Origin of the sequence: Plantibacter sp. RU18 (assembly GCF_050613355.1) — a bacterium.
Lineage (GTDB): Bacteria > Actinomycetota > Actinomycetes > Actinomycetales > Microbacteriaceae > Plantibacter.
Window position 1 is genome coordinate 1,582,552 of the sequence record NZ_CP159618.1, and the last position, 19,471, is coordinate 1,602,022.

Genomic DNA, 19,471 nt, shown 5'->3' on the forward strand with positions numbered 1-19,471 from the left:
TGAGCCGCACCTCAGCGAGCTGTGATCCGACGCTCCCGCAGCAGTAGCCGGGTCAGGTACAAGCCACCGATGACGACCGTCACGACGCCGACCGGCACCGTGAGCGGAATGAGGTGCTGTGCGACGAGATCGGACGCGAGGAGGAGGAATCCGCCGATGAGGGCCGTCAACGTCAGTGGGATGCCGGGAGCCGCTGCCAGCCGTCTGGCGATCTGCGGAGCCGCCAGCGCGATGAACGCGATCGGCCCGGCGACCGCGGTCACGGCACTCACCAATGCGACGGCGAGCCCGATGAGCAGCGCACGCTCCCGGGTGAGCCGGACGCCGGTCGATGCGGCGACGTCGTCGCCGAGTTCGAGCTGCCGGAGTGGCCGAGCGGCGAATGGCGTCAGCGCGAACAGCACCACGAGGCAACCGAGTGCCGGCCAGACGACGGTCGCCGTCGCCGTGTTGAGCGTGCCTGCGCCCCACGCCGCGGCGAACAGTGCCACGTCGAGATCGGCGCGCAGCAGCAGCCAGCTGTTGCCGGCTGCGAGCATGGCCGAGACGCCGATGCCGACGACGATGAAGCGGAACCCGGACAGTCCCTGTCGCAGGGCGAGGAGGAAGATCGCGACCGCGGCAACGAGCCCGCCGAGGAGTGATCCTGCCATGAGCGCCGGCCAGCTGCCCCCGAGGACGAGCAATGCGACGAGCATGCCGGTGAACGAACCGTTCGCGAGACCGATGATGTCGGGGCTCGCGAGTGGGTTCCTCGTGAGGGTCTGGAAGATCGCACCGGACACCGCGAGCGCGGCGCCGAAGCCGATCGCGGCGAGGATGCGGGGAAGCCGCCAGTCGAGTACGACGGTGCGCGCCAGCCCGTCGGCCCTGCCGGTGAGCACTGCCAGCACCTCGTCGATGGTGAGCGGGAAGTCGCCGAGTGCGAGCCCAGCGAGCGCGGCGACGACGATCCCGAGCACGGCTGCGGTGCCGACGGCGAGCATCCGCGGCGTCGGTCGACGCCGTGGAGCGCTCGTCCTCAGGGATCGCGCGAGCTTGCCGACCGCTCCCGCTCCTGGTCGCGTCCCGCTCACAGCCCCGACGCCGTCCTGCGCCGTGCGAGCATGATGAGCACGGGCGCGCCGACGAACGCGGTGACGAGGCCGACCGGCATCTCGCCCGGGAGCACCGCGACACGTCCGATCACGTCCGAGCAGATGACGAGGATGCAGCCTGCCAGCACCGAACCGGCGAGGATCCGCCGCTGATCACTGCCCACACACCAGCGCACGACGTGCGGGACCACGAGCCCCACGAACGCGATCGGGCCGGCTACGGCGGTCGCCCCGCCGGCGAGGAGCGTCACCGCTGCAAGGACGAGGAGGCGGTTCCGCGTGATGCTGACGCCCTGCGAGCGGGCGACGTCGGGTCCGAGGGCGATCGCATTGAGGCTCCGCGCGCTGGCCGCTGCCAGGAGTAGGCCGACCGCCACCATGGGCAGCACCGGGGCGACGACGCTGAGGTCTCGTTCGAGCAGACTGCCCGCGTTCCATCCGCGCATGCGGTCGAAGGTGTCCGGGTGGGTGAGTGCGATGCCCGTGGTGAGTCCGGCGAGCACTGCGCCGAACGCGACGCCGGTCACCGTGAGCCGCGCGTTGGACGACTGCTCATGTCCGCCGGAGCCGATCGCAGAGACCACGAGGGTCACGACGAGCGCACCGCCGCATGCGAGCCAGGCGGTGTCGGCTGGTGAGGTGACGCCCAGGAAGGCCATGCCTGCGGCCACCGCGAAGCCTGCGCCGGCGTTCACCCCGAGGATGCCGGGGTCGGCGAGCGGGTTGCGCGTGAACGCCTGCATGAGTGCTCCGGCGACACCGAGAGCCGCGCCGACGACGATGGCTGCGATCGTCCGCGGCACGCGCTGACCCCAGACGACGTATCGGGCCTCGTCGGTGCCTGCGCCGGCGAGCACCGCGCGGATCGCCTCGGGGGAGAGCGGATTCGCGCCGACGAGGAGTGACACCCCGATGGCCAGGACGAGCGCGACCATCGCGGCGACGAGCGGGAGGAGGAGTCGATGCCGACTCGTCGGCCGCTTCACACGTTGCGATGTCGCTGACGCACCGGGCGCGCCACGGGACGCGGTACCGGTTGTCACGACCCGTCGGAGAGCAGCCGGTCGAGGTCGTCGAGCACCGCCATGCCGCCGAGCGGTCCGACCCCGGTGATCCAGAACGACTGGTCGACGAGGTGCGGTCCGGGGAACGCTGCGGCATTCGCCGTCAGCGACGCCGGCATCGTCGATGCGTCGTCGACGTCGACGGTCGTGACGAACACCTGATCCGCTCTCGCCTCGAGGACGCGCTCTGGGGAGAGGTCCAGCGAGATGTCCTCCCACGGCTGATCGGGGGTGGTGAAGCCGGCGCATTCGAGCGTGCTGCCCGCGAAGGAGGTGGGTCCGTAGAGGGTCAGGATGCCGTCGCGCGGTCGGATGAGCTGGGCGGTCTTCCCCGCGGTGTCATGCTCCTCGGCGATCTCAGCGCAGCGCGCGTCGTAGGCGTCGAGCAGATCATCCGCGCCGACTGGATCGCCGAGCGCCTCCGCGACGAAGCGTACGTTGTCGCGCCAGGGGTCGGTCTGGGTCGCCATGAACACGGTCGGCGCGATCTCGGAGAGCTGGTCGTACAGGGCGGAGTGCCGTGATTCGGTGCCGATGATGAGGTCGGGTCTCGCCGCAGCGATCAACTGGACGTTGGGCTCGGCGACGGTGCCCACCGTCGCGATCTCGGCGGCGTCCGCACCCAGGTAGGCCGGAACGCCGGCGGTCTCATTGAGCACTGCCGCGCCGACGGGGATGACGCCCATCGCGACCGTCGTGTCGAGCTGTACCGGTTCGAGGACGACGACGCGCTCCGCGGCGCTCGGGATCGTGGTCTCGCCGTGTGCGTGCTCCATCACCCTCGTGTCAGCGCTGCCGGTTGCGGCATCCGATGCCGTCGGGGCGCTCCCGCCGCTGCAGGCGCTGAGGGCGAGGGCGGCGACCGAGAACGCGGCGACCGCGATGAGGCGCGAGCGACGGCGAAGCGTGAGGGGGAGGGGCACGTGCGACCTTTCGACAGGATCGCAGCGAGCGATCGGGTAAGGCAAGCATAACCTTCCTCACTCAGGTGGTCAGAGCCGCGGCTCTTGGACTGGCCGCGGCCGGGCGTTCCAGTAGCCCTGCGCATGCACCCGGTCCGGATCGATCCCGTACCTCGCGGTCGCCTCCCGGAGCGCCGGGATCCGGGAGCTCTCGGTCACGAGCCACGCCGCGAAGCCCTCGGCACGATCCGCCGCTGCGGACCCGTGCACGGCGAGCCACCGTTCGACGGCATCGACGAGTGCCGGAGCGCCCGTGCGCTCCGACCGGACGACGATCTCGCACGCGTGTCCGGAGAGGACCGGTCCGAGGAGGACGGTGTCTGCGGGGTCACCGACCTCGAGGAGCACCGTCGCCTCGACGCCGACGTCCAGCGAGTTCAGGATGCCGAGCACCGCCGGGAAGGCGGTCTCGTCGGCAGCGAGCAGGACGGACGTCGCGGAGCTCCCCTCCCACTGGATGCCGTGCATCGGGTCTCCTCGCCGGACGTCGGGGCCGGAGACGAGCAGGGGGTCACCGGGAACGGCGGACAGCGCCCACCGGCTCGCCGGTCCGGCCGGTTGGTGCACGAAGACGTCGAGGTCGAGAGCGCACTCGTCGGGCCGGACACGGTGTGCCGTGTAACTCCGCATCACTGGCCGCGACGAGACCGGGAGGTCTCGCCAGGCACGACGCCACTCGTGCTCCGGCATGCCGCCGTGCAGAGCGACCGGGGCGGACGCGCCGGGCGGGATCAGGATCTTGATGCGTTGATCTCGCTCGTAGGGTGCGAAGAAGGCGAGGGAGTCGGCGACGAGCGTGATGCGGAGAAAGCCGGGCGAGAGCCGCTCGGTGCGACCGACGACCGTGTCGAACAGGACGTTCGGTGAGCGCAGGAACGGGACGGGCATCGCTCCGAGCGTACCTGGTGCGATCGAGCCGATCTGGGATGGAGCGGAACATCACGGCAGTGGCTGGAGTCGGCCGCTCGGACGCGAGAGCCCGGACGTGACTGCTCGGAAGGATCGTTCGCCTGGGTTCAGGCGTTCCGGGGGACTCCTGGGCGCTTGGCCTTCGGCATGAGTTCGACGACGAGTTCGTAGGCGTTCGTCACGATCTCCGTGACGAGCTCCTCGGTGATGCCCGGCCCGACACCGATCGAGATCCAGTGCTGCTTGTTCATGTGGTACCCGGGCGTGATCGTCGGGTACTCCTCGCGCAGCGCCAGGCCGAACGGCGGTTCGCATTTCACGGTGACGATCGGCTCGCCGGCGCGCTCGCCGCCGTGCGTCCCGCAGACCATGAAGACGCGGTCGACGACCTTGCAGACGTCGGTCTCGGGACCGAACGGGAAACCGTGCGTGACGACCGGCAGCGCGAGCGCCGTCCGCAATGCGACCTCGTGGAGCGTTCGTTCGTCCATGCGTCCTGTTCCTGTCCTCGCCGGTCGGTTCGAGCCTAGACGGGACCGCCGACGGAACCGGCCGAGTGAACCGTCCGCTTGCTCGCCGTGGATCAGTGTCGGTGACGGACGCTGCGGGCGATGAGGACGCAGAGTGGGATGGCGACGACGCTCACGAGCGAGGCCACGGGGAAGAGGCTTCCGGCGCCCCAAGTGCCGAGGATGAGTCCACCGGTTGCGCCACCGACGGCGATCGAGGTGTTCCACACGGTCACGAGCGCGGACTGGGCGGCGTCGGCAGCATCGCCGGCCACCCGGGCGATGGCGATCTGGAACAGCACCGAGTACGCGCCGAAGGCCAGCCCCCACCCGGCCGCGGCGAGCAGGAGCGCCCAGACCGGTGGGGCGGAGCCGACGACGGCCAGACCTGCCGTGCCGAGGAGGGCCGCGGCGACGACTGTCGCGCCGAGCCGCGCGTTGGCGAGTCGGCCGGCACCGAGGGTGCCGACCACCGAGGCTATGCCGAAGATCGCGAGCACCAAGCCGAGGGGGACCGCGGTCCCCCGGAAGATCAACACCGGTGCGAGGTAGGTGTACGCGATGTTCTGGCCGATGATGCAGGCGGCGAGGGCGATCAGGATCGTCATGACCGTCGGGATCCTGAGCGCCGTCAACATCCGTGCCGACCGAGCTGGTGCGGCTCCGGCCACACGTGGAGCGACGGCTGCCGCGATGACGCCGAGCACCAGCGTGAGTCCAGCGACGATGCCGAACACCGTCCGCCAACCGAGCTGCTCGCCGACGATCGTGCCGACCGGGACGCCGAGTGCGAAGCCGAGCGTCGCGCCCGACAGGACGACGCCGAGGGTGGAGCCGAACCGCTCCGAGTCGGTGAACCCTCGCGTGTAGCCGGGGAGCATGGCCCAGACCAGCCCGGCGACGAGCCCGGCGAGGAAACGTGTGGCGAGGTGCGACACGAGCTCGGGAGCGACGGCGGTTCCCGCGTTCGCGAGCGCGGAGACGATGAGGGCGATGAGGATCACCGTGCGACGGTCGAATCGAGCGAACGCCCGGGAGAGTGGGATCGCCGCGACGATGCAGCCGAGCGCGAAGACGGCCACGCTCTGGCCGGCGAGCGACTCCGAGACGCCCAGGTCGGCAGCCATGGCCGGAAGGACGCCGGCCGGGAGGACCTCGGTCAGGAGGGTGACGAACCCGACTGCGGCGAGGAGCAGTGCGGCGGGGAGCGGGGATCGGAGACGCACCGACGGTGGGTCCTGCCGGCGCGTGTTGCGGGTCTCAATGGTCATGAGGGTGAGTGTGAGCGCCTGCCACTAGTGGCATGGTCAAATCAACGTCTCGACAGCGGGAATATCCGGCCCCGGTCCATGGCTGCTGAGAGAGTACACGGTCCGGACGGAAGGAGCCTCGCGTGCGCATCGGCGAGTTGGCGGCGGCGACGGGGAGCACTCCGCGACTGTTGCGGTACTACGAGGAGCAGGGCCTGCTCCGACCGACCCGCGGTCCGAACGGCTACCGCGAGTACGGAGATCACCTGGTCGCCAAGGTGCAGCGCATCCGCGAACTCCTCGCCGTCGGGATGACGAGTTCGCTCATCCTCGCGATCCTGCCGTGCTTCGAGGACGACGACACGATCTACCAGGTCACGCCCTCGCCGGAGGTGCTGGAACGGTTGCTCGAGCACCGCGCGCGGCTCGATGCGAAGGTCAGTTGCCTCCAGTCGAGCCGTGACGCGATCGACACCTATCTGGGCCGGGTCGGCGTCGGTTCGATTGTCAGCGGCGAGGCCGTGGTCTGACGGTTTCGATGACCACTGGGGTTTCAGAACCGGCCTCGAAAGATAGTTGCCCGTATTGCTTTGACGCGCGCTATTCTCGGTTCACCCGATCCCACTCCGGAACGAGAGAGAATGGCACTCATGGCCGAGGATCACACATCGCCGACCGGGCGCGTACCGCAGCAGCGCTCCATCGCCACGCGGAGCGCGCTCCTCGAAGCCGCGGGCCGCGTCTTCTCGAAGCGGTCCTTCGCTGAAGCCCGCCTGCGGGACATCTCCGCTGAAGCCGGCATCAGCCAGGGTTCGCTCTACTTCCACTTCGGGAACAAGGAGGACATCGCCGCGGCGGTCCTCGCCGCGCAGCAGGAACGCATGGCGGGTCCGCTCGAAGCGGTGCTCTCCAGCGAGCTGACGGGCCTTGAGAAGATCCTCGGCTTGAGCGACGGCCTCGCCGCGATCATGTCCTCGGACACCATCGTGCAGGGTGGCATCAAGCTCGCAACACAACCTGGCACCGGGTTCGAGGCGGCTGCCCGCGAGCCGTACTTCGAGTGGATCCAGACGGCGAAGATGCTCATCGAGCTCGGCATCGGCGATGGTTCGATCGATCCCGGCGTCGATCCGCAGGGTGCCGCCGAATTCGTCAACCAGCTGTTCGTCGGTGTGCAGGTGCTGTCGGAGATCGACGACTCCTGGAAGTCGATGCCCGGCCGGATGAAGGGCGCCCAGCCCTACCTCATCGCCATCCTCGCACCGCACCAGCACTGATGCAGGACCGGTCCATGACATGGACGACGACTGGCGGATCGTTCCCGAGAGCGCGCACAAACGTGATGCGGGACACCTCTGGCTCGGCACAGCCCATGAGGACCACGACGCCCTGACGGCGACCTTCCGCACGCCGGCGGTGCGCGACGGTGGGGTGTTCGCTGAACTCATGGAGGTGCAGCGGCAGGCGGGCATCGTCTATGCGCATCGTGCGCTCGCCGTCCCCGCCGATGCGGTGTTCATGCTGACCTCGATCTCCCTCGACCTGCGACCCTCGATTGCGGGCGCCCTCGAGCATCCGGTGCAGGGAACGGTCCGCGTGACGCGCGCGGCAGAGGCCGGAGCAGTACGGATGGCCCGGGCCGCCGCCCTCAGGTTCGTCCTCGAAGCGCCCGGTGCCCGGCTCGGCAGTGGTGCCGCGAGCGTGAAGTTCCTGCCCATCGCCCTGTACGACCGGGTGAGGCACGGGGTCGCCATCGCGCCAGATGTGCGGGGCACTGACGAGACCTCGGCCGCGATCCTGCGCCGCGCCGCGCGCTCTGATCCGGCGCGGATCCGGGCGCGGGAGGTGCGGTCGAACCCTGCCGACCCGATCCTCGCCGACCACACGGGCGACCATCTCTCGGCGATGGCGATGGTGTGCGAGATCGAGGACGCGGTGCGCTCCGATGCCGAACCGCGGGCGCTCGTCTCGCTCCACATCGCCTTCATGAGCTATGCCGAACTGTCACCGGTGCCGACGCTCGTGTTCGTCGTCGCAGCCGACGGCGCGATCGAGGGTGCGGTTCACCAGTCGGGCCTGCAGCGAGCCGTCTTCACCGGGCGGACGGCCAGGATGTCGACGCACCACTGAAGCGGAGGGACGCAGAATGGCTGGAGCGGGAACGGTCGTCGTGACCGGGGCGACGGGCGGGATCGGCGCGGCGATCTGTCGGCGGTTGAGCGCCGACGGGTATGGGATCGTCGCGCAGTACCGGGATCGGAGCGAGCGCGCCGCATCGCTGGCGGCCGAACTCGTCGCGGCTGGAGGCGTCTGCGTGCCGATCGCCGCCGACCTCGGGACAGACGAGGGCGTCACGGGTTTCGGTGACGCGGTCGAGTCGGCGCTCGCCGATGCGTCGACGGCGCCACTCGTCGGGCTCGTGAACGGTGCTGCCCGGATGCTCGGGCCATCCTTCCACGGCGCGACGCCCGCGTTGTTCGACGCGTACTTCGCGCTCAACACGAAGGCGCCCTTCTTCCTCACGCAGCGCCTCGTCCCGCTCATGCGCGACGGCGGGAGCATCGTGAACATCTCCTCGGCAGGCGCGCACTTCTCGAGCCCGGGGGACATCGTCTACGCGATGAGCAAGGCCGCACTCGAATCGATGACGTCGAACCTCGCTGAGGCGCTCGCCGAGCATGGTGTCCGCGTGAACAGCGTGGTGCCCGGGTTCACCGACAACGGGCATCCGGCGTTCTCGACACCGGCAGTGCGTGACTACATGTCGTCGTTCGCGGTGCTCGGGGGAGTAGCCGATCCGGCGGCGGTCGCGGAGGCTGTGGTGTTCCTCATCTCGGGGCGGTCGAGCCGCACGACGGGATCGATCGTCGATGTGAGTGGCGGCAGCACCCTCGGTGCGCGTGGCCACCGTGCGGGGTCAGTGTCCGAGCTCATCGGTCCGCACTGACGATCCGCGCTCGGCTCAGGGGTCGACGATCTCGAGCGCGACGAGGCCGTCCGCGTCGACCGACCATCCAGGGTTGAACGCGACCTCCCAGTGGACGCCGTTCGGGTCTGCGACGTGAGCATGGTAGCCGCCGAATGCGGCTGTCTGCGGAGGCTTCACGAGCGTGCCACCGGCGGCGATCATCGTCTCGACGACCTCGCGGACTTCGGCCGGTCCGCCGACGTTCCTGGACAGCGTGAGGCCGGAGACGGTCGGCGTCGGGGCGTCGGTGGGTGTCGGAGCGCCGTCGAGGTTCGGCGTCGCGTCGGCGGCCGAGGCGAGATCGGCACCGAACTGCACGGCGTCGAACAGGCCGAGCACCTGGCCGAACCCGATCTGGAAGAAGATGATCTCGCCGGGGACGTCGAGGAGCGGCTCCCACCCGAGGCCGTCCCGGTAGAACCGGCGTGCGGCGTCGAGGTCCGGCGTGGCGAGGGTGAGGAAATCGACTCTGGGTTCCATGTGTTCCATGCTCGCATCCCCCGCCGACGAAGGCACTCACGTCCGCGACCGGCCGACACGACGCGGGTAGGCTCGATCGGATCGTCGACGCGCCGACTCGGAGGAACCATGCCGCTGCACCCCTACTACCGTGACCGCTTGAGCGTGTTCGACGGTTTCTCGAACACCGAACGGCTGGCGGCTGCCGGTGCGCTCGATGACGCGTTCGCCCTGCGACTCGCAGAGTACGCCGACGACGGCGAGTGGAAGGCACCTGTCGGTGTCACGATCACCGATGAGGTCGTCGACGGTCCGCACGGATCGATCCCGATCCGCCGGTACGTTCCGGACCTCGCGCCCGCCGCTGACGGTGTCGCTCCGCTCGCCCTGCTCTGGGTCCACGGCGGAGGCTTCGCCGCTGGAACGCTCGACTGGCCCGAGTCGCACGTCGTGAGTGCCGAGCTCGCTGCCCGCGCGGGTGCGGAGGTCGTGTCGGTCGACTACCGGCTCGCGGACGGGGTGACCCGGTATCCCATTCCTCTCGACGACGTGACCGCGGTGTGGGACTGGCTCGCCGATGTTCGGGCCGGTCTGCCCGATGCGCGGACCGCGATCGGTGGCGCGAGTGCTGGTGCGGCGCTCGCCCTGGCGACCTCGCTGCGCAGCGGCCGCCGACCGGACGCCGTGCTCCTCGCCTACCCGTTCCTGCACGCCGAGGTGCCGTTGCTGCCGTCGGGCGTCCTCGCCGAACTCGACGTGCTCCCGGACTTCATGCGCTTCCCTCGTGAGTCGATCGACTGGATGGTCGAGAACTACGTCGGCCGCCTCGACGAGCTCCCGCCGCTCTCGCTGCCGGGTGACGTCCCGGTGACCGCCGATCGGCCGCCGCTCTCCGTCCTGCTGGCTGAGTTCGACGACCTCCGTCCATCCGGCGAGTTGCTGGTCGACGCGTCGGAGGCCGTCGGTGCACCGGTGCGTCGGCGTCTCGAACCGGGCGTCGCGCACGGACATTTGAACCGGCTCCCGGTCGCGCCGGGGGTCGTGCCCTCGCTCGAGTGGCTGGCGGTCGGACTTCGCGAGATGCTCGGCTGAGCGACGCCTCGCCGGACAGGTGGTCGGTGCTTGCGCGGAAGCTCGCGACAGGCATACTAGGGTGATGCTCCGTTCCCGAACGGAGTTCGGTTTTCGTCCCACGGGGTCGACACCGCGCCCGCCATCACTCATCGACGAGAAACGGACACCATGAGCGCTCACGAGACCGCGACCACCGAGTCGGCCATCGACCAGGACGCCCGTCCGCGCAGGGTGCCCCCGTACCGAGACGCCTCCCTGCCCGTCGAGACTCGGGTCGACGACCTCCTCGCACGGATGACCGTGCCTGAGAAGGCCGGTCTCCTGTTCCAGACGATGATCGTGCCCGGACCGATCGACGAGGCGAACCCGCACATGGGCATCGCGAGCGGCGAGCAGATGATCGGCGACCAGCACATGACCCACTTCAACGTGCTCGGGACCGCACCGGACACGCGGGCGCTCGCCGAATGGACGAACGCGCTCCAGGAGCGCGCCGCGCAGACCCGCCTCGGCATCCCCGTCACCCTGTCGACGGACCCTCGCAACCACTTCACCGACAACCTCGGCACCGCGGCACGGGCCGGCGCCTTCTCCCAGTGGCCCGAGACGCTCGGGCTCGCGGCGATCGGCTCCGTCGACCTCGTCGAGGCGTTCGCCGACACCGCACGCCAGGAGTACCTCGCGGTGGGCATCCGGCTCGCCCTGCACCCGCAGATCGATCTGGCGACCGAACCGCGCTGGTCGCGCATCGGCGGCACCTTCGGTGAGGACGCCGAGCTGAGCGGTGCACTCGTCGCGGGCTACATCCGCGGGTTCCAGGGCGCCGAACTCGGTCCGCAGTCGGTCTCGACCATGACCAAGCACTTCCCGGGCGGCGGTCCACAACTCGACGGGGAGGACCCGCACTTCCGCTACGGCCGCGAGCAGGTCTACCCGGGTGGCAACTTCGACTACCACCTGGTGCCGTTCCGGGCCGCGATCGCCGCCGGTGCCGCACAGATGATGCCGTACTACGGGATGCCGATCGGGACGGAGTACGAGGAGGTCGCGTTCGCCTTCAACCACGGGATCATCACAGGGCTGCTCCGGGAGGAACTCGGCTTCGCGGGCATCGTGTGCACCGACTGGGGGCTCGTCACGGACACATCGATCATGGGGCAGGACATGCCGGCGCGGGCCTGGGGCCTCGAACACCTCGACGAGCTGTCCCGCGTCGAGCGCATCCTGCAGGCCGGGTGCGACCAGTTCGGTGGCGAAGCGCGACCGGAACTCGTCGTCGAACTCGTCGAGCAGGGACGCATCAGCGAAGACCGTATCGACGCCTCCGTCCGACGCCTGCTCCGGGAGAAGTTCGTGCTCGGACTCTTCGAGCAGCCGTATGTCGACGTCGAAGCGGCGAGCGGGATCGTCGGGAATCCGGCGTTCATCGAGGCGGGGGAGGCGGCGCAGCGTCAGGCGTTCACGGTGCTGACGAACGTTGAGCAGACGCTGCCGGTGCGCTCGCCGCGGCCCCGCCTGTATCTCGAGGGCGTCGACCCGGAGGTTGCGGCGGGCTACGGCGAGGTCGTCACGGATCCGGCCCAGGCGGATCTGGCGCTGCTGCGGCTGCAGACACCCTACGAGCCGCGACCGGGCGGGTTCGAGGCGATGTTCCATGCGGGGTCCCTCGACATCCCGGCCGATCAGCTCGCGCATCTCCACGAGGTCGCGGCAGCCGTGCCGACCATCCTGGACATGCATCTCGACCGCCCGGCGATCCTCACGGGCATCGTCGACCAGGTGGACGCACTGGTCGCGAGTTTCGGCGGCAGTGATGCGGCGTTCCTCGACGTCGTATTCGGTCGGGCGCTGCCGGAGGGCAAGCTGCCATTCGACCTCCCGTGCTCGATGGCGGCCGTCGAAGCGAGCAGCTCGGACGTCCCCTACGACACGGTGGACCCGTTGTTCCGCTTCGGGCACGGACTTCGTTACGACGCCTGAGTCGGGGGCGGTCCGGCCTCGGCCGCCGGCCCGCCTCGGTCACCGAGCTTGTCGAGGCGCCGCGCGGAGGAGTCCGAGCAGTCCGGGCAGGTCCCGCTCGATCTCCGCGCGGCGGAGTGTGATCGCGCTGCCGTTGCCGTGGTCGCGCTGGGTGATCAGGCCGGCTTCGCGGAGCACCCGGAAGTGGTGCGTCTTCGTCGCCTTGGTGACCGGTAGGTCGAAGCTGCCACAGGCGCGCTCCTGTTCGGCGTCGGCGGGAAGGCGAGCGAGCTCGGCGATGATGCCGCGGCGCAAGTCGTTCGCGAGTGCGGTGAGTGCTGCGCCGAGGTCGAGATGGTCGCCCATGCGTGCTCCTGTGTGACGGAAATTAGGTATGACTTGCATCATACGTGGTGTCGTCGCTACCGTGCAGGTATGACGATAGACATACCTCCTCGCGACGGCGTGATCGCTCTGGTCGGAACAGCGAAACCGCTGCCGCATCGAGCTGCGGAACTGCGGGCGCTCCTCACCTCCTTCGTCGAGCCGACACGTGCGGAGCCAGGGGCGCTCGCCTACGACCTCCATGAGGACGACGCCGGCGACCTCGTCTTCACGGAGCGGTGGCGTTCGGAGGCTGATCTGCGGGCGCACCTCGCGCTGCCGCACATGGTCGCGTTCCAGACGTCGCGGATGGAGTACCTCGCGGAAGACCTGCGCATCTCCTGGTTGACGCCGATCGAACCCTGACGACAGGCCGCCCGTCGTGCATCGGCGTTGCGTGACCATCCACTCGTGAGGAGAATCGCGGGATGGATGAGCGCGCGGAGCAGCAGGGCGTCTATGAGCGGCTGCTCGCGTCCCGGGCGGGCGCCGACGTCGAGCGCGGCACACTCTTCGGTGCACTGTCGTTCCGCGTGAACGGGCACTCGGTCGGCTGCATCATGCGCGGCGTGGTCGCGTTCAAGCTCGCCGGTGACAGTGACGAGCTGGTGGATGCGCTCGCGATCCCGGGAGCGGAACTCTTCGATCCGTCGGGGAGGGGTCGCCCGTTCCGGGAGTGGGTCGCGCTCCCGCTCGCCGAAGAGCCGCACTTCGAGCGTCTGCTCGAGCAGGCCGTCGCGATCGCTCTCGCCTAGCTGGGTCCGCGGCTCCGCTCGCCGAGCCTGTCGAGGTGCACCCTGAGGTGTCCTGCTCCGCTCGCCGAGCCTGTAGAGGTGCACGCGAGGGAGCCGCGCAGTAGGCGGCATGTGTCGTATAAAAACCCTGCTCAGAGGCATTTTTCGACCGACTTCGAATGTCGGTGGTCCATGGTTCGATGGTCCTCTGTCCACCACCACCACACCGACCGCGGCACTCGCGCCCGACCCCATCGCGGCCGACCCCGCGGGGTCGTTCGCGGCGGCGGCGGCAGCGTTCCTGGCGACCTGGGCGGGCGCGCTGGACACGATCCGCCCGGGCGACGACTGCGGCGAGCAGATCGAGGGCATGGCGGACGACGGCCTCATCCGCGTGCTGGACGGGCTGGGGCTGGTGCGCCACATCACCGACGTCATGGCGGCGCGCCTGATGGGCGCCGTTGCGGAGCGCTCCCGTCCGGCGGTGGGTCGTACCGAACTCACCCGACAGCACGGGTGCGCGAACCCGACGGTGCTGCTCGCTGAGCGGTGGAGGATCCCGCGCGGTCAGGCGTCGACCCGTCGCGTTGCCGTTCTGAACGGCCCGCAGAGTCGTGCCGTGCACTCGGTCCCTGAGCGTGTCGAAGGGCGATGACGATCAGCGCTCGGAACCGCGCAGTTCCAGATGGGTGTCGAGCGTGTGTGTGACAGCCGGACCAGCGTCCCCGCCGATCAGGGCAAGCAGGGTCTCCGCCGCGACCTGCCCCATGAGCGCCACATCCTGGGCGACCACGGACACAGCAGGCCGGACCAGAGGCGCGGCCTCGAAGTCGTCGAACCCGACGAGCGGCAGACGACGACCCGCTGCAGCGAACGCCTGGACCGCACCGATCGCCGCACGGTTGTTCGCGGCGAACACCCCATCGACCGCTCCGTCCGCGAGGAAGCCCGTGACGACCCCCGCGGCATCCTCCACAGAGTGGGCGCCGTCCGAGACGATCGGTTCCAGACCCCGGGCACCGGCCGCCCCTGCCCCCGTCCCAGTGGCCTCATCGATTCCTGCTTCAGCGAGCGCCCGGTGATAGCCGGCGAGCCGCTCCCGCATCGTGTACAGCTTGAGCGAGTCTCCGAGGAACGCCACCCGACGGGCTCCCGCATCCAGCATCGCCCTCGTCGCACCGGCGGCACCCCCGGCGTTGTCCGCAAGCACCGTGTGCACGTCGACCGATTCCAACGGCCCGGTCGGACGGTCGACGAGCACCATCGGCACGTGCTCCGCGGTGCGGGTCGCCCAGGGCGTCGTCGCGTGTCGAGGTGGCACGACGACCAGACCGTCGACGCGCTGCGCCACGAGTCGGTCGACGAGGAGGCGGTGCCGCTCCGCGTCCTCCTCGGAGCTCGCCGACATGAGGAGGTACCCGTGCTCCGTGCACACCCGCTCGACCGACCGGGCGAGCACCGAGTAGTACGGGTTCGCGAGACCGCTGATGATGAGGCCGATGACCTTGCTCGATCGCCCCGGCCGGATGCTGGCGGCCGCGAGGTTGTGCCGGTAGCCGAGGGCGTCGATCGCCGCACCGATGCGCTCCGAGAGATCGGGGTGGATGTTCGTGGCACCGTTCACGAACCGCGAGACCGTCTTGAGTCCGACACCTGCGGCGGCCGCGACATCGTTCATGGTCGGAGGCCTGGAGCTGCGCATGGTCACCATCCTCGCGTATGCCGGCACCGACGCGTGGTCGCGGCCTGCGTCCGAGGGGTGCGGGCCGTGGGCGTGCGGTCCGGTGCCGCCCTGGTGCTGCCCGGGTCGATCATCGGCGGGCGGGGTCGTGCACGACACCCTCGAACACTGCGCTGAGCCGAGGCCGCAACCGCAGGAGCTCGGCTGGGGTCGGTCGGCGTCCGGCGATCACCAGCGCCGCGCTTGCGCCCGCGAGCTCGGTGGCGAGTTCCGGACCTGCACCACGCGACAGGGCGAACAGCAGGGCTGCGGTCGAGGTGTCGCCGGCCCCGTTCGTCGACACGAACTCGGGAGCGGGTACCGGGGGAGCGACGAGGGTCACATCGGCCCACATCCGGGCGAGTGGTTCGAGCAGGCGTCCTGCGTGCTGCAGCCGCCCCGCATCGGCTGTCCGCAGCAGCAGCCCAGCCTCGCCGGCGGAGATCGCCACGACTGCAGCGCCCCACTCGAGCAGGAGTTCGGCGAACATCGCGGCTTCGGCGAGTGGGTCGGTCGCTGCACCTGCACCTGCACCTGCTCCGGCACCCAGTGCAGAGCGGAGGTCGTCGATGCTCGGGCTCACGACGTCCGTCAGCGGCAGCACGCGGCGCAGGATGCGCTCCCAGTCGAGCGCGCCGATTGCACTGTCCGGGTCGACGACCGCAAGGTCCATCGACGTCGTCGCGCCGCCGCGACGCACCCGGTCGAGAAGCGCGACGAGCGGCCGTGCATCGTCGGCCACGATGCCTGGCAGCAACGGCGGATAGCCGAGATGGACCAGGTCTGCATCGCCGACCGCGAGGTGCTCACCGGTGAACAGCTCGTTCGCGCCGGTGTGGTGCCAGAAGGTGCGGTCGAGTCCGGCCGGTTCCACGACGACGCTGTAGGAGGTGGCGGCCTGGTCGGTCACCTCGAGAGCCGGGTGCAGTCGTTCGTGGGCAGCGATGCGTGACGCGACGATCGACCCGAGCTCGTCATCGCCGACGGTCGCGTGCAGTCGGACGTCACTGCCGAGGTCGGCCAGGGCGAGACCGGTGTTGGCCACGCAGCCGCCGAGCGAGATGCGCAGCGGGCCCGTGTCGATGAGGCTGCCGGGATCGATCCGTGCGCTCGCGCTGAGTGCAGGGGCCAGGTCGACACAGATGTGACCGGCGACGACGATCCCGCCCATGGATACTCCTTCTCCGCCTCGGGAGTGATCCGCAGCGATCTAGACAACGTTGTCTCAGGGCACTACTGTGACACACCGAGGGACGATTCGGAAGTCGCTCAGCAGACCCGCCACGATCAGGAGTCACCGCAATGACGCCGTACCGCCTCAATCGTCTCTTCAACGCCCGGTCGCACCGTGCCCTCGACGTCGCCGTCGATCACGGGTTCTTCGGAGAGCGTTCCTTCATCACGGGCATCGAGGACATGGGCAAGGTCGTCCGCACGCTCGTGGCGGCGGGGCCCGACGCGGTACAGCTCACGCTCGGCCAGGCCCGCTACCTGCAGCAGGTGCCCGGCAAGGAGAAGCCGGCGCTCGTCCTCCGGACCGACATCGCGAACGTCTACGGCAACCCGCTCGACTCCATCCTGTACAGCCACCACGTGCCGCATGCAGTCGAGGAGGCCGTCCGTCTCGACGCCGTCGCCGTGTGCGTCAACCTCATGCAGCTGCCCGACCACCCGGAGGTGCGCGAGGCGAACATCCGCTCGATCATGGCGCTCCGTCGCGAAGCCACCCGGTACGGCATGCCGCTCATGATCGAGCCGCTCGTCATGCAGGACAACGCCACCGCGGGCGGTTACCAGGTCGACGGCGACATCGAGAAGATCGTGACGCTGGTGCGCCAGGCGGTCGAGCTCGGTGCCGACCTCATCAAAGCCGACCCCAGCAGCGACATCACCGAGTACGCCCGCGTCGTCGAGGTGGCGGGGGACATTCCGGTGCTCGTCCGCGGCGGCGGCCGGGTCGACGACCGCACGCTGTTGGAGCGCACCGTCGCCGTCCTCGACGCCGGCGTGAGCGGCATCGTCTACGGCCGCAACATCGTCCAGCACGAGGATCCTGCCGCGATCACGGCAGCCCTCATGGCGATCCTGCACGACGGCGCGGACGTCGAAGCGGGCCTCGCCATCGTCGAGGCGGCGCGCGCATGAGCGGCGACGGCGCGTCGACGAGGCCGGTGGCGGAGCGCGTCAACGTCGCGATCATCGGAGGTGGCCTCATGGGCCGCGAGATCGCTGCAGCCATCCAGCGGTGGCCCGCACTCATCGATCACCCCGTGCGTCCACGGCTCACCGCGGTCTGCGACATCAACCCGGCCGCCCTCGACTGGTTCGACGAGATCGACACCGTCGTCACGAAGACGACGGACTACCACGACCTCCTCGACGACGACTCGGTCGACGTCATCTACGTCGCTGTGCGGCACGACCTGCACGAACAGATCTACACCGATGTCATCCGGGCTGGGAAGTCCCTCCTCGCGGAGAAGCCCTTCGGGATCGATGCCGCCGCGGCGCAGTCGGTGCTCGCCGCGATGGCCGAGCACCCCGAGAGCTTCGTGCGCTGCTCGAGCGAGATGCCGTTCTTCCCCGGTGCCCAGCTCGCGATCGACTACGTACGCTCCGGCGCACTCGGCACGATCGTCGAGGCGCGGAACAGCTTCCTGCATTCGAGCGACATCGACCGGAACAAACAGATCAACTGGAAGCGTCAGACCCAGTTCTGCGGGGAGGCCGGTGTCCTGAACGACCTCGGCATGCACACCTGGCACGTCCCGCTCCGCCTCGGTTGGAAGCCCGAGTCGGTGTACGGCGTGCTGCAGAACATCGTCACCGAACGTCCCGGTCCGGACTGCTCCCTCGTGCCGTGCGACACGTGGGACAACGCGGTCCTGCACAGCTGGGCCTCTCACGAGGGCGTCCGCTTCCCCCTCACCACCGAGACGAAGCGCATCGACCCCGGCCAGAAGAACACCTGGGAGTTCGAGGCGATCGGCCTCGACGGCGGCGTCCGGTTCAGCACGAAGAACCCGAAGCTGGTCGAGGTGTTCGCCGTGCGGGAGATCCCGGGTGGTGGCACGGAGCAGGTGTGGCAACAGATCGACTCCGGAAGCCAGTCCGTGTGGCCGACGGTCACCGGACCGAACTTCGAATCGGGCTTCTCGGACACGATCCTCCAGATGTGGGCGGTGTTCCTGGCCGAGCGCCACGGTTCCCTCGGCGACCGCTTCGGTGCCGCCCGGCCCGAGGAGGCCGCGCTCACCCACGACATCTACCGAGCCGCGATCCGTTCGAACGAGGAGGGTCGCGCGATCGCGCTGTGAGCTGCGCGCCGGCTGGGAGGCCACCCGACCACTTCCCAGCCGGATGGCGCGCGGTCGTCGCCGCCTGTCCGCGAGCGCGCTCCCGCGTGTCGTTCGCTCCGTCACCGGTGTGATGTTCGTGCAGGCGCCGAGCGAGATCGACCGTGGAGCCCGTGTAGAAGGTCCCGTCGGCGCAGCGAAGGATAGAGGCGTGAGGCATCTGGACAGGCTCGCAGCCGCTGACCGCTCTCGTTCGTGGATCCGGCCGATGGGCTGGCGATCCACACCACCCGCAGGCTGTGGAGGACGCTCGGGTGGTGCACCTCGACAGGCTCGGCGAGCGGATTTCCGGGTCTGAGCGGGCTACGGTCCCCGAGAGGTTCCGGTTCCCGAGCGGGTTTCGGTCCCCGGGCTTGTCGAGGGGTCTTGGGGTGGAGCGTGCGGGCCTGGGGCGGCGGAGGTCGGTGACCGAGACCGACGGCTGTCGGAGGGGTGGAGGAGACTCGCCTCATGCCCAGCGTCCGTTGTCTGCAACCCGAGTGCGACGGTTCGGCGGACGACTCGTCACCGATCGCCCTCTGTGAGCACCATCTCTCGCTCGCAGCCGAGTGGGCGGGACGCGAATGGGGGCTCGTCGACGTCCTGCCGTCACCGTGCGTCGCATGCGGATCACGGCTCGGGCGGCAGTACCCCTCGGGATGGTTGTGCGCGACCTGCGAGTGGCGACACGGAGAGTACCCCGACAGCGACCTGGTGCCGCAGCGCATCGACATCGTCTACTACCTGCAGCACGGTGACCGCATCAAGATCGGGACCACCACGAACCCCCGCCAGCGCTTCGCAGCGATCTGGCACGACCGGTTCCTCGCCCTGGAACTCGGCGACCGCCACGTCGAACGGGCTCGCCACGAACAGTTCGCGACAGAACGGCTCGAACGTTCGGAGTGGTTCACGGCCTCGCCGCGCCTGATCGCGCACGTCGACACCGTCGCGCGCGGCGTCGACCCGTGGGACCTCTACGCCAGATGGATCAGCGAGGCGGCTGCGCTCCGAGGGCGGTGACTCCCGTTCGTACCGCGCTCGCCT

At 69.6% G+C, this 19,471-nt stretch carries 23 protein-coding genes; 12 read left to right on the forward strand and 11 right to left on the reverse strand.

Translation table 11 applies throughout. From position 1 onward, the window contains the following. Positions 1 to 11 precede the first annotated feature (11 nt). The 6 genes from ABMA10_RS07785 to ABMA10_RS07810 all read right to left on the reverse strand — a co-directional run bounded on the left by ABMA10_RS07785 (position 12) and on the right by ABMA10_RS07810 (position 5,812). Positions 12 to 1,076, reverse strand: a complete 1,065-nt coding sequence (locus ABMA10_RS07785) for a FecCD family ABC transporter permease (RefSeq protein ID WP_347870188.1) — start codon at positions 1,074 to 1,076, stop codon at positions 12 to 14. Beyond that, entirely contained in the window at positions 1,073 to 2,140 is a 1,068-nt protein-coding gene (locus tag ABMA10_RS07790) for a FecCD family ABC transporter permease (RefSeq protein WP_347870189.1), read from the reverse strand. The genes ABMA10_RS07785 and ABMA10_RS07790 overlap by 4 nt, the downstream gene beginning before the upstream one ends. Further along, entirely contained in the window at positions 2,137 to 3,084 is a 948-nt protein-coding gene (locus ABMA10_RS07795; protein WP_347870190.1) for an iron-siderophore ABC transporter substrate-binding protein, read from the reverse strand. The genes ABMA10_RS07790 and ABMA10_RS07795 overlap by 4 nt, the downstream gene beginning before the upstream one ends. A 69-nt stretch (positions 3,085 to 3,153) precedes the next feature. Beyond that, positions 3,154 to 4,011, reverse strand: a complete 858-nt coding sequence (locus tag ABMA10_RS07800; RefSeq protein WP_347870191.1) for a siderophore-interacting protein — start codon at positions 4,009 to 4,011, stop codon at positions 3,154 to 3,156. A gap of 128 nt (positions 4,012 to 4,139) precedes the next feature. Further along, a complete protein-coding gene (locus tag ABMA10_RS07805) occupies positions 4,140 to 4,523 on the reverse strand; it encodes an MmcQ/YjbR family DNA-binding protein (RefSeq protein WP_347870192.1) in 384 nt (127 codons plus the stop codon). 92 nt (positions 4,524 to 4,615) lie between these two features. Next, complete coding sequence (locus tag ABMA10_RS07810) at positions 4,616 to 5,812, reverse strand: MFS transporter (RefSeq protein ID WP_431031402.1); 1,197 nt, start codon at positions 5,810 to 5,812, stop codon at positions 4,616 to 4,618. A gap of 122 nt (positions 5,813 to 5,934) precedes the next feature. Here ABMA10_RS07810 and ABMA10_RS07815 point away from each other — a divergent pair, with 122 nt between their 5' ends. The 4 genes from ABMA10_RS07815 (at position 5,935) to ABMA10_RS07830 (ending at position 8,738) form a co-directional block, all read left to right on the forward strand. Then, complete coding sequence (locus tag ABMA10_RS07815; protein WP_347870194.1) at positions 5,935 to 6,321, forward strand: MerR family transcriptional regulator; 387 nt, start codon at positions 5,935 to 5,937, stop codon at positions 6,319 to 6,321. A 120-nt stretch (positions 6,322 to 6,441) separates the two neighbouring features. Next, a complete protein-coding gene (locus ABMA10_RS07820) occupies positions 6,442 to 7,068 on the forward strand; it encodes a TetR/AcrR family transcriptional regulator (RefSeq protein ID WP_347870195.1) in 627 nt (208 codons plus the stop codon). A gap of 19 nt (positions 7,069 to 7,087) precedes the next feature. Next, positions 7,088 to 7,921 carry a hypothetical protein gene (locus ABMA10_RS07825; RefSeq protein WP_347870196.1) on the forward strand — a complete coding sequence of 278 codons (834 nt, stop codon included), beginning with the start codon at positions 7,088 to 7,090 and terminating at the stop codon, positions 7,919 to 7,921. Between the two features lie 16 nt (positions 7,922 to 7,937). Beyond that, positions 7,938 to 8,738, forward strand: coding sequence for an SDR family NAD(P)-dependent oxidoreductase (locus tag ABMA10_RS07830; protein ID WP_431031403.1), 801 nt, complete (start codon positions 7,938 to 7,940; stop codon positions 8,736 to 8,738). A 15-nt stretch (positions 8,739 to 8,753) separates the two neighbouring features. On the opposite strand, the gene ABMA10_RS07835 is transcribed toward ABMA10_RS07830, so the two are convergent. Next, a complete protein-coding gene (locus ABMA10_RS07835) occupies positions 8,754 to 9,239 on the reverse strand; it encodes a VOC family protein (RefSeq protein ID WP_347870198.1) in 486 nt (161 codons plus the stop codon). Between the two features lie 108 nt (positions 9,240 to 9,347). Here ABMA10_RS07835 and ABMA10_RS07840 point away from each other — a divergent pair, with 108 nt between their 5' ends. Both ABMA10_RS07840 and ABMA10_RS07845 read left to right on the forward strand, forming a co-directional pair. Next, on the forward strand, positions 9,348 to 10,310 hold the full coding sequence (locus ABMA10_RS07840; RefSeq protein WP_347870199.1) for an alpha/beta hydrolase fold domain-containing protein: 963 nt from the start codon (positions 9,348 to 9,350) through the stop codon (positions 10,308 to 10,310). A gap of 150 nt (positions 10,311 to 10,460) precedes the next feature. Then, positions 10,461 to 12,272: a glycoside hydrolase family 3 protein gene (locus tag ABMA10_RS07845; RefSeq protein ID WP_347870200.1), complete on the forward strand. Its 1,812-nt coding sequence runs from the start codon at positions 10,461 to 10,463 to the stop codon at positions 12,270 to 12,272. A 39-nt stretch (positions 12,273 to 12,311) separates the two neighbouring features. On the opposite strand, the gene ABMA10_RS07850 is transcribed toward ABMA10_RS07845, so the two are convergent. After that, positions 12,312 to 12,617 carry an ArsR/SmtB family transcription factor gene (locus ABMA10_RS07850; RefSeq protein WP_347870201.1) on the reverse strand — a complete coding sequence of 102 codons (306 nt, stop codon included), beginning with the start codon at positions 12,615 to 12,617 and terminating at the stop codon, positions 12,312 to 12,314. A gap of 69 nt (positions 12,618 to 12,686) precedes the next feature. Here ABMA10_RS07850 and ABMA10_RS07855 point away from each other — a divergent pair, with 69 nt between their 5' ends. The 3 genes from ABMA10_RS07855 to ABMA10_RS07865 all read left to right on the forward strand — a co-directional run bounded on the left by ABMA10_RS07855 (position 12,687) and on the right by ABMA10_RS07865 (position 14,024). Next, positions 12,687 to 13,001 (forward strand): putative quinol monooxygenase, encoded by a 315-nt coding sequence (locus ABMA10_RS07855; protein WP_347870202.1) that lies wholly within the window; start codon positions 12,687 to 12,689, stop codon positions 12,999 to 13,001. 62 nt (positions 13,002 to 13,063) lie between these two features. Then, positions 13,064 to 13,390, forward strand: a complete 327-nt coding sequence (locus ABMA10_RS07860; protein ID WP_347870203.1) for a hypothetical protein — start codon at positions 13,064 to 13,066, stop codon at positions 13,388 to 13,390. Positions 13,391 to 13,499: 109 nt separating this feature from the next. Further along, positions 13,500 to 14,024, forward strand: a complete 525-nt coding sequence (locus tag ABMA10_RS07865) for a hypothetical protein (RefSeq protein ID WP_347870204.1) — start codon at positions 13,500 to 13,502, stop codon at positions 14,022 to 14,024. A gap of 3 nt (positions 14,025 to 14,027) precedes the next feature. On the opposite strand, the gene ABMA10_RS07870 is transcribed toward ABMA10_RS07865, so the two are convergent. Continuing rightward, positions 14,028 to 15,071, reverse strand: a complete 1,044-nt coding sequence (locus tag ABMA10_RS07870; RefSeq protein ID WP_347870205.1) for a LacI family DNA-binding transcriptional regulator — start codon at positions 15,069 to 15,071, stop codon at positions 14,028 to 14,030. 109 nt (positions 15,072 to 15,180) lie between these two features. Further along, a complete protein-coding gene (locus ABMA10_RS07875; RefSeq protein WP_347870206.1) occupies positions 15,181 to 16,260 on the reverse strand; it encodes a carbohydrate kinase family protein in 1,080 nt (359 codons plus the stop codon). 131 nt (positions 16,261 to 16,391) lie between these two features. Here ABMA10_RS07875 and ABMA10_RS07880 point away from each other — a divergent pair, with 131 nt between their 5' ends. After that, positions 16,392 to 17,234 carry a class I fructose-bisphosphate aldolase gene (locus ABMA10_RS07880; protein ID WP_431031404.1) on the forward strand — a complete coding sequence of 281 codons (843 nt, stop codon included), beginning with the start codon at positions 16,392 to 16,394 and terminating at the stop codon, positions 17,232 to 17,234. Then, positions 17,231 to 18,406 carry a Gfo/Idh/MocA family protein gene (locus tag ABMA10_RS07885; protein ID WP_347870208.1) on the forward strand — a complete coding sequence of 392 codons (1,176 nt, stop codon included), beginning with the start codon at positions 17,231 to 17,233 and terminating at the stop codon, positions 18,404 to 18,406. Before ABMA10_RS07880 ends, ABMA10_RS07885 begins: the two co-directional genes overlap by 4 nt. On the opposite strand, the gene ABMA10_RS07890 is transcribed toward ABMA10_RS07885, so the two are convergent. Continuing rightward, complete coding sequence (locus ABMA10_RS07890; protein WP_347870209.1) at positions 18,342 to 18,605, reverse strand: GIY-YIG nuclease family protein; 264 nt, start codon at positions 18,603 to 18,605, stop codon at positions 18,342 to 18,344. The two genes, ABMA10_RS07885 and ABMA10_RS07890, sit on opposite strands and share 65 nt — an antisense overlap. 290 nt (positions 18,606 to 18,895) lie before the next feature. On the opposite strand from ABMA10_RS07890, the gene ABMA10_RS07895 reads away from it, so the two are divergent. Further along, a complete protein-coding gene (locus ABMA10_RS07895; protein WP_347870210.1) occupies positions 18,896 to 19,447 on the forward strand; it encodes a GIY-YIG nuclease family protein in 552 nt (183 codons plus the stop codon). Positions 19,448 to 19,471 lie beyond the last annotated feature (24 nt).

Excerpts from the sequence above, each read along its gene's own strand:
- ABMA10_RS07800 (WP_347870191.1), bottom strand. The coding sequence starts at position 4,011 with ATGCCCGTCCCGTTCCTGCGCTCACCGAACGTCCTGTTCGACACGGTC.
- ABMA10_RS07805 (WP_347870192.1), bottom strand. The coding sequence starts at position 4,523 with ATGGACGAACGAACGCTCCACGAGGTCGCATTGCGGACGGCGCTCGCG.
- ABMA10_RS07810 (WP_431031402.1), bottom strand. The coding sequence starts at position 5,812 with ATGACCATTGAGACCCGCAACACGCGCCGGCAGGACCCACCGTCGGTG.
- ABMA10_RS07820 (WP_347870195.1), top strand. The coding sequence starts at position 6,442 with ATGGCCGAGGATCACACATCGCCGACCGGGCGCGTACCGCAGCAGCGC.
- ABMA10_RS07825 (WP_347870196.1), top strand. The coding sequence starts at position 7,088 with ATGGACGACGACTGGCGGATCGTTCCCGAGAGCGCGCACAAACGTGAT.
- ABMA10_RS07830 (WP_431031403.1), top strand. The coding sequence starts at position 7,938 with ATGGCTGGAGCGGGAACGGTCGTCGTGACCGGGGCGACGGGCGGGATC.
- ABMA10_RS07835 (WP_347870198.1), bottom strand. The coding sequence starts at position 9,239 with ATGGAACCCAGAGTCGATTTCCTCACCCTCGCCACGCCGGACCTCGAC.
- ABMA10_RS07840 (WP_347870199.1), top strand. The coding sequence starts at position 9,348 with ATGCCGCTGCACCCCTACTACCGTGACCGCTTGAGCGTGTTCGACGGT.
- ABMA10_RS07845 (WP_347870200.1), top strand. The coding sequence starts at position 10,461 with ATGAGCGCTCACGAGACCGCGACCACCGAGTCGGCCATCGACCAGGAC.
- ABMA10_RS07850 (WP_347870201.1), bottom strand. The coding sequence starts at position 12,617 with ATGGGCGACCATCTCGACCTCGGCGCAGCACTCACCGCACTCGCGAAC.
- ABMA10_RS07855 (WP_347870202.1), top strand. The coding sequence starts at position 12,687 with ATGACGATAGACATACCTCCTCGCGACGGCGTGATCGCTCTGGTCGGA.
- ABMA10_RS07860 (WP_347870203.1), top strand. The coding sequence starts at position 13,064 with ATGGATGAGCGCGCGGAGCAGCAGGGCGTCTATGAGCGGCTGCTCGCG.
- ABMA10_RS07865 (WP_347870204.1), top strand. The coding sequence starts at position 13,500 with ATGTGTCGTATAAAAACCCTGCTCAGAGGCATTTTTCGACCGACTTCG.
- ABMA10_RS07870 (WP_347870205.1), bottom strand. The coding sequence starts at position 15,071 with ATGCGCAGCTCCAGGCCTCCGACCATGAACGATGTCGCGGCCGCCGCA.
- ABMA10_RS07875 (WP_347870206.1), bottom strand. The coding sequence starts at position 16,260 with ATGGGCGGGATCGTCGTCGCCGGTCACATCTGTGTCGACCTGGCCCCT.
- ABMA10_RS07880 (WP_431031404.1), top strand. The coding sequence starts at position 16,392 with ATGACGCCGTACCGCCTCAATCGTCTCTTCAACGCCCGGTCGCACCGT.
- ABMA10_RS07885 (WP_347870208.1), top strand. The coding sequence starts at position 17,231 with ATGAGCGGCGACGGCGCGTCGACGAGGCCGGTGGCGGAGCGCGTCAAC.
- ABMA10_RS07890 (WP_347870209.1), bottom strand. The coding sequence starts at position 18,605 with ATGCCTCACGCCTCTATCCTTCGCTGCGCCGACGGGACCTTCTACACG.
- ABMA10_RS07895 (WP_347870210.1), top strand. The coding sequence starts at position 18,896 with ATGCCCAGCGTCCGTTGTCTGCAACCCGAGTGCGACGGTTCGGCGGAC.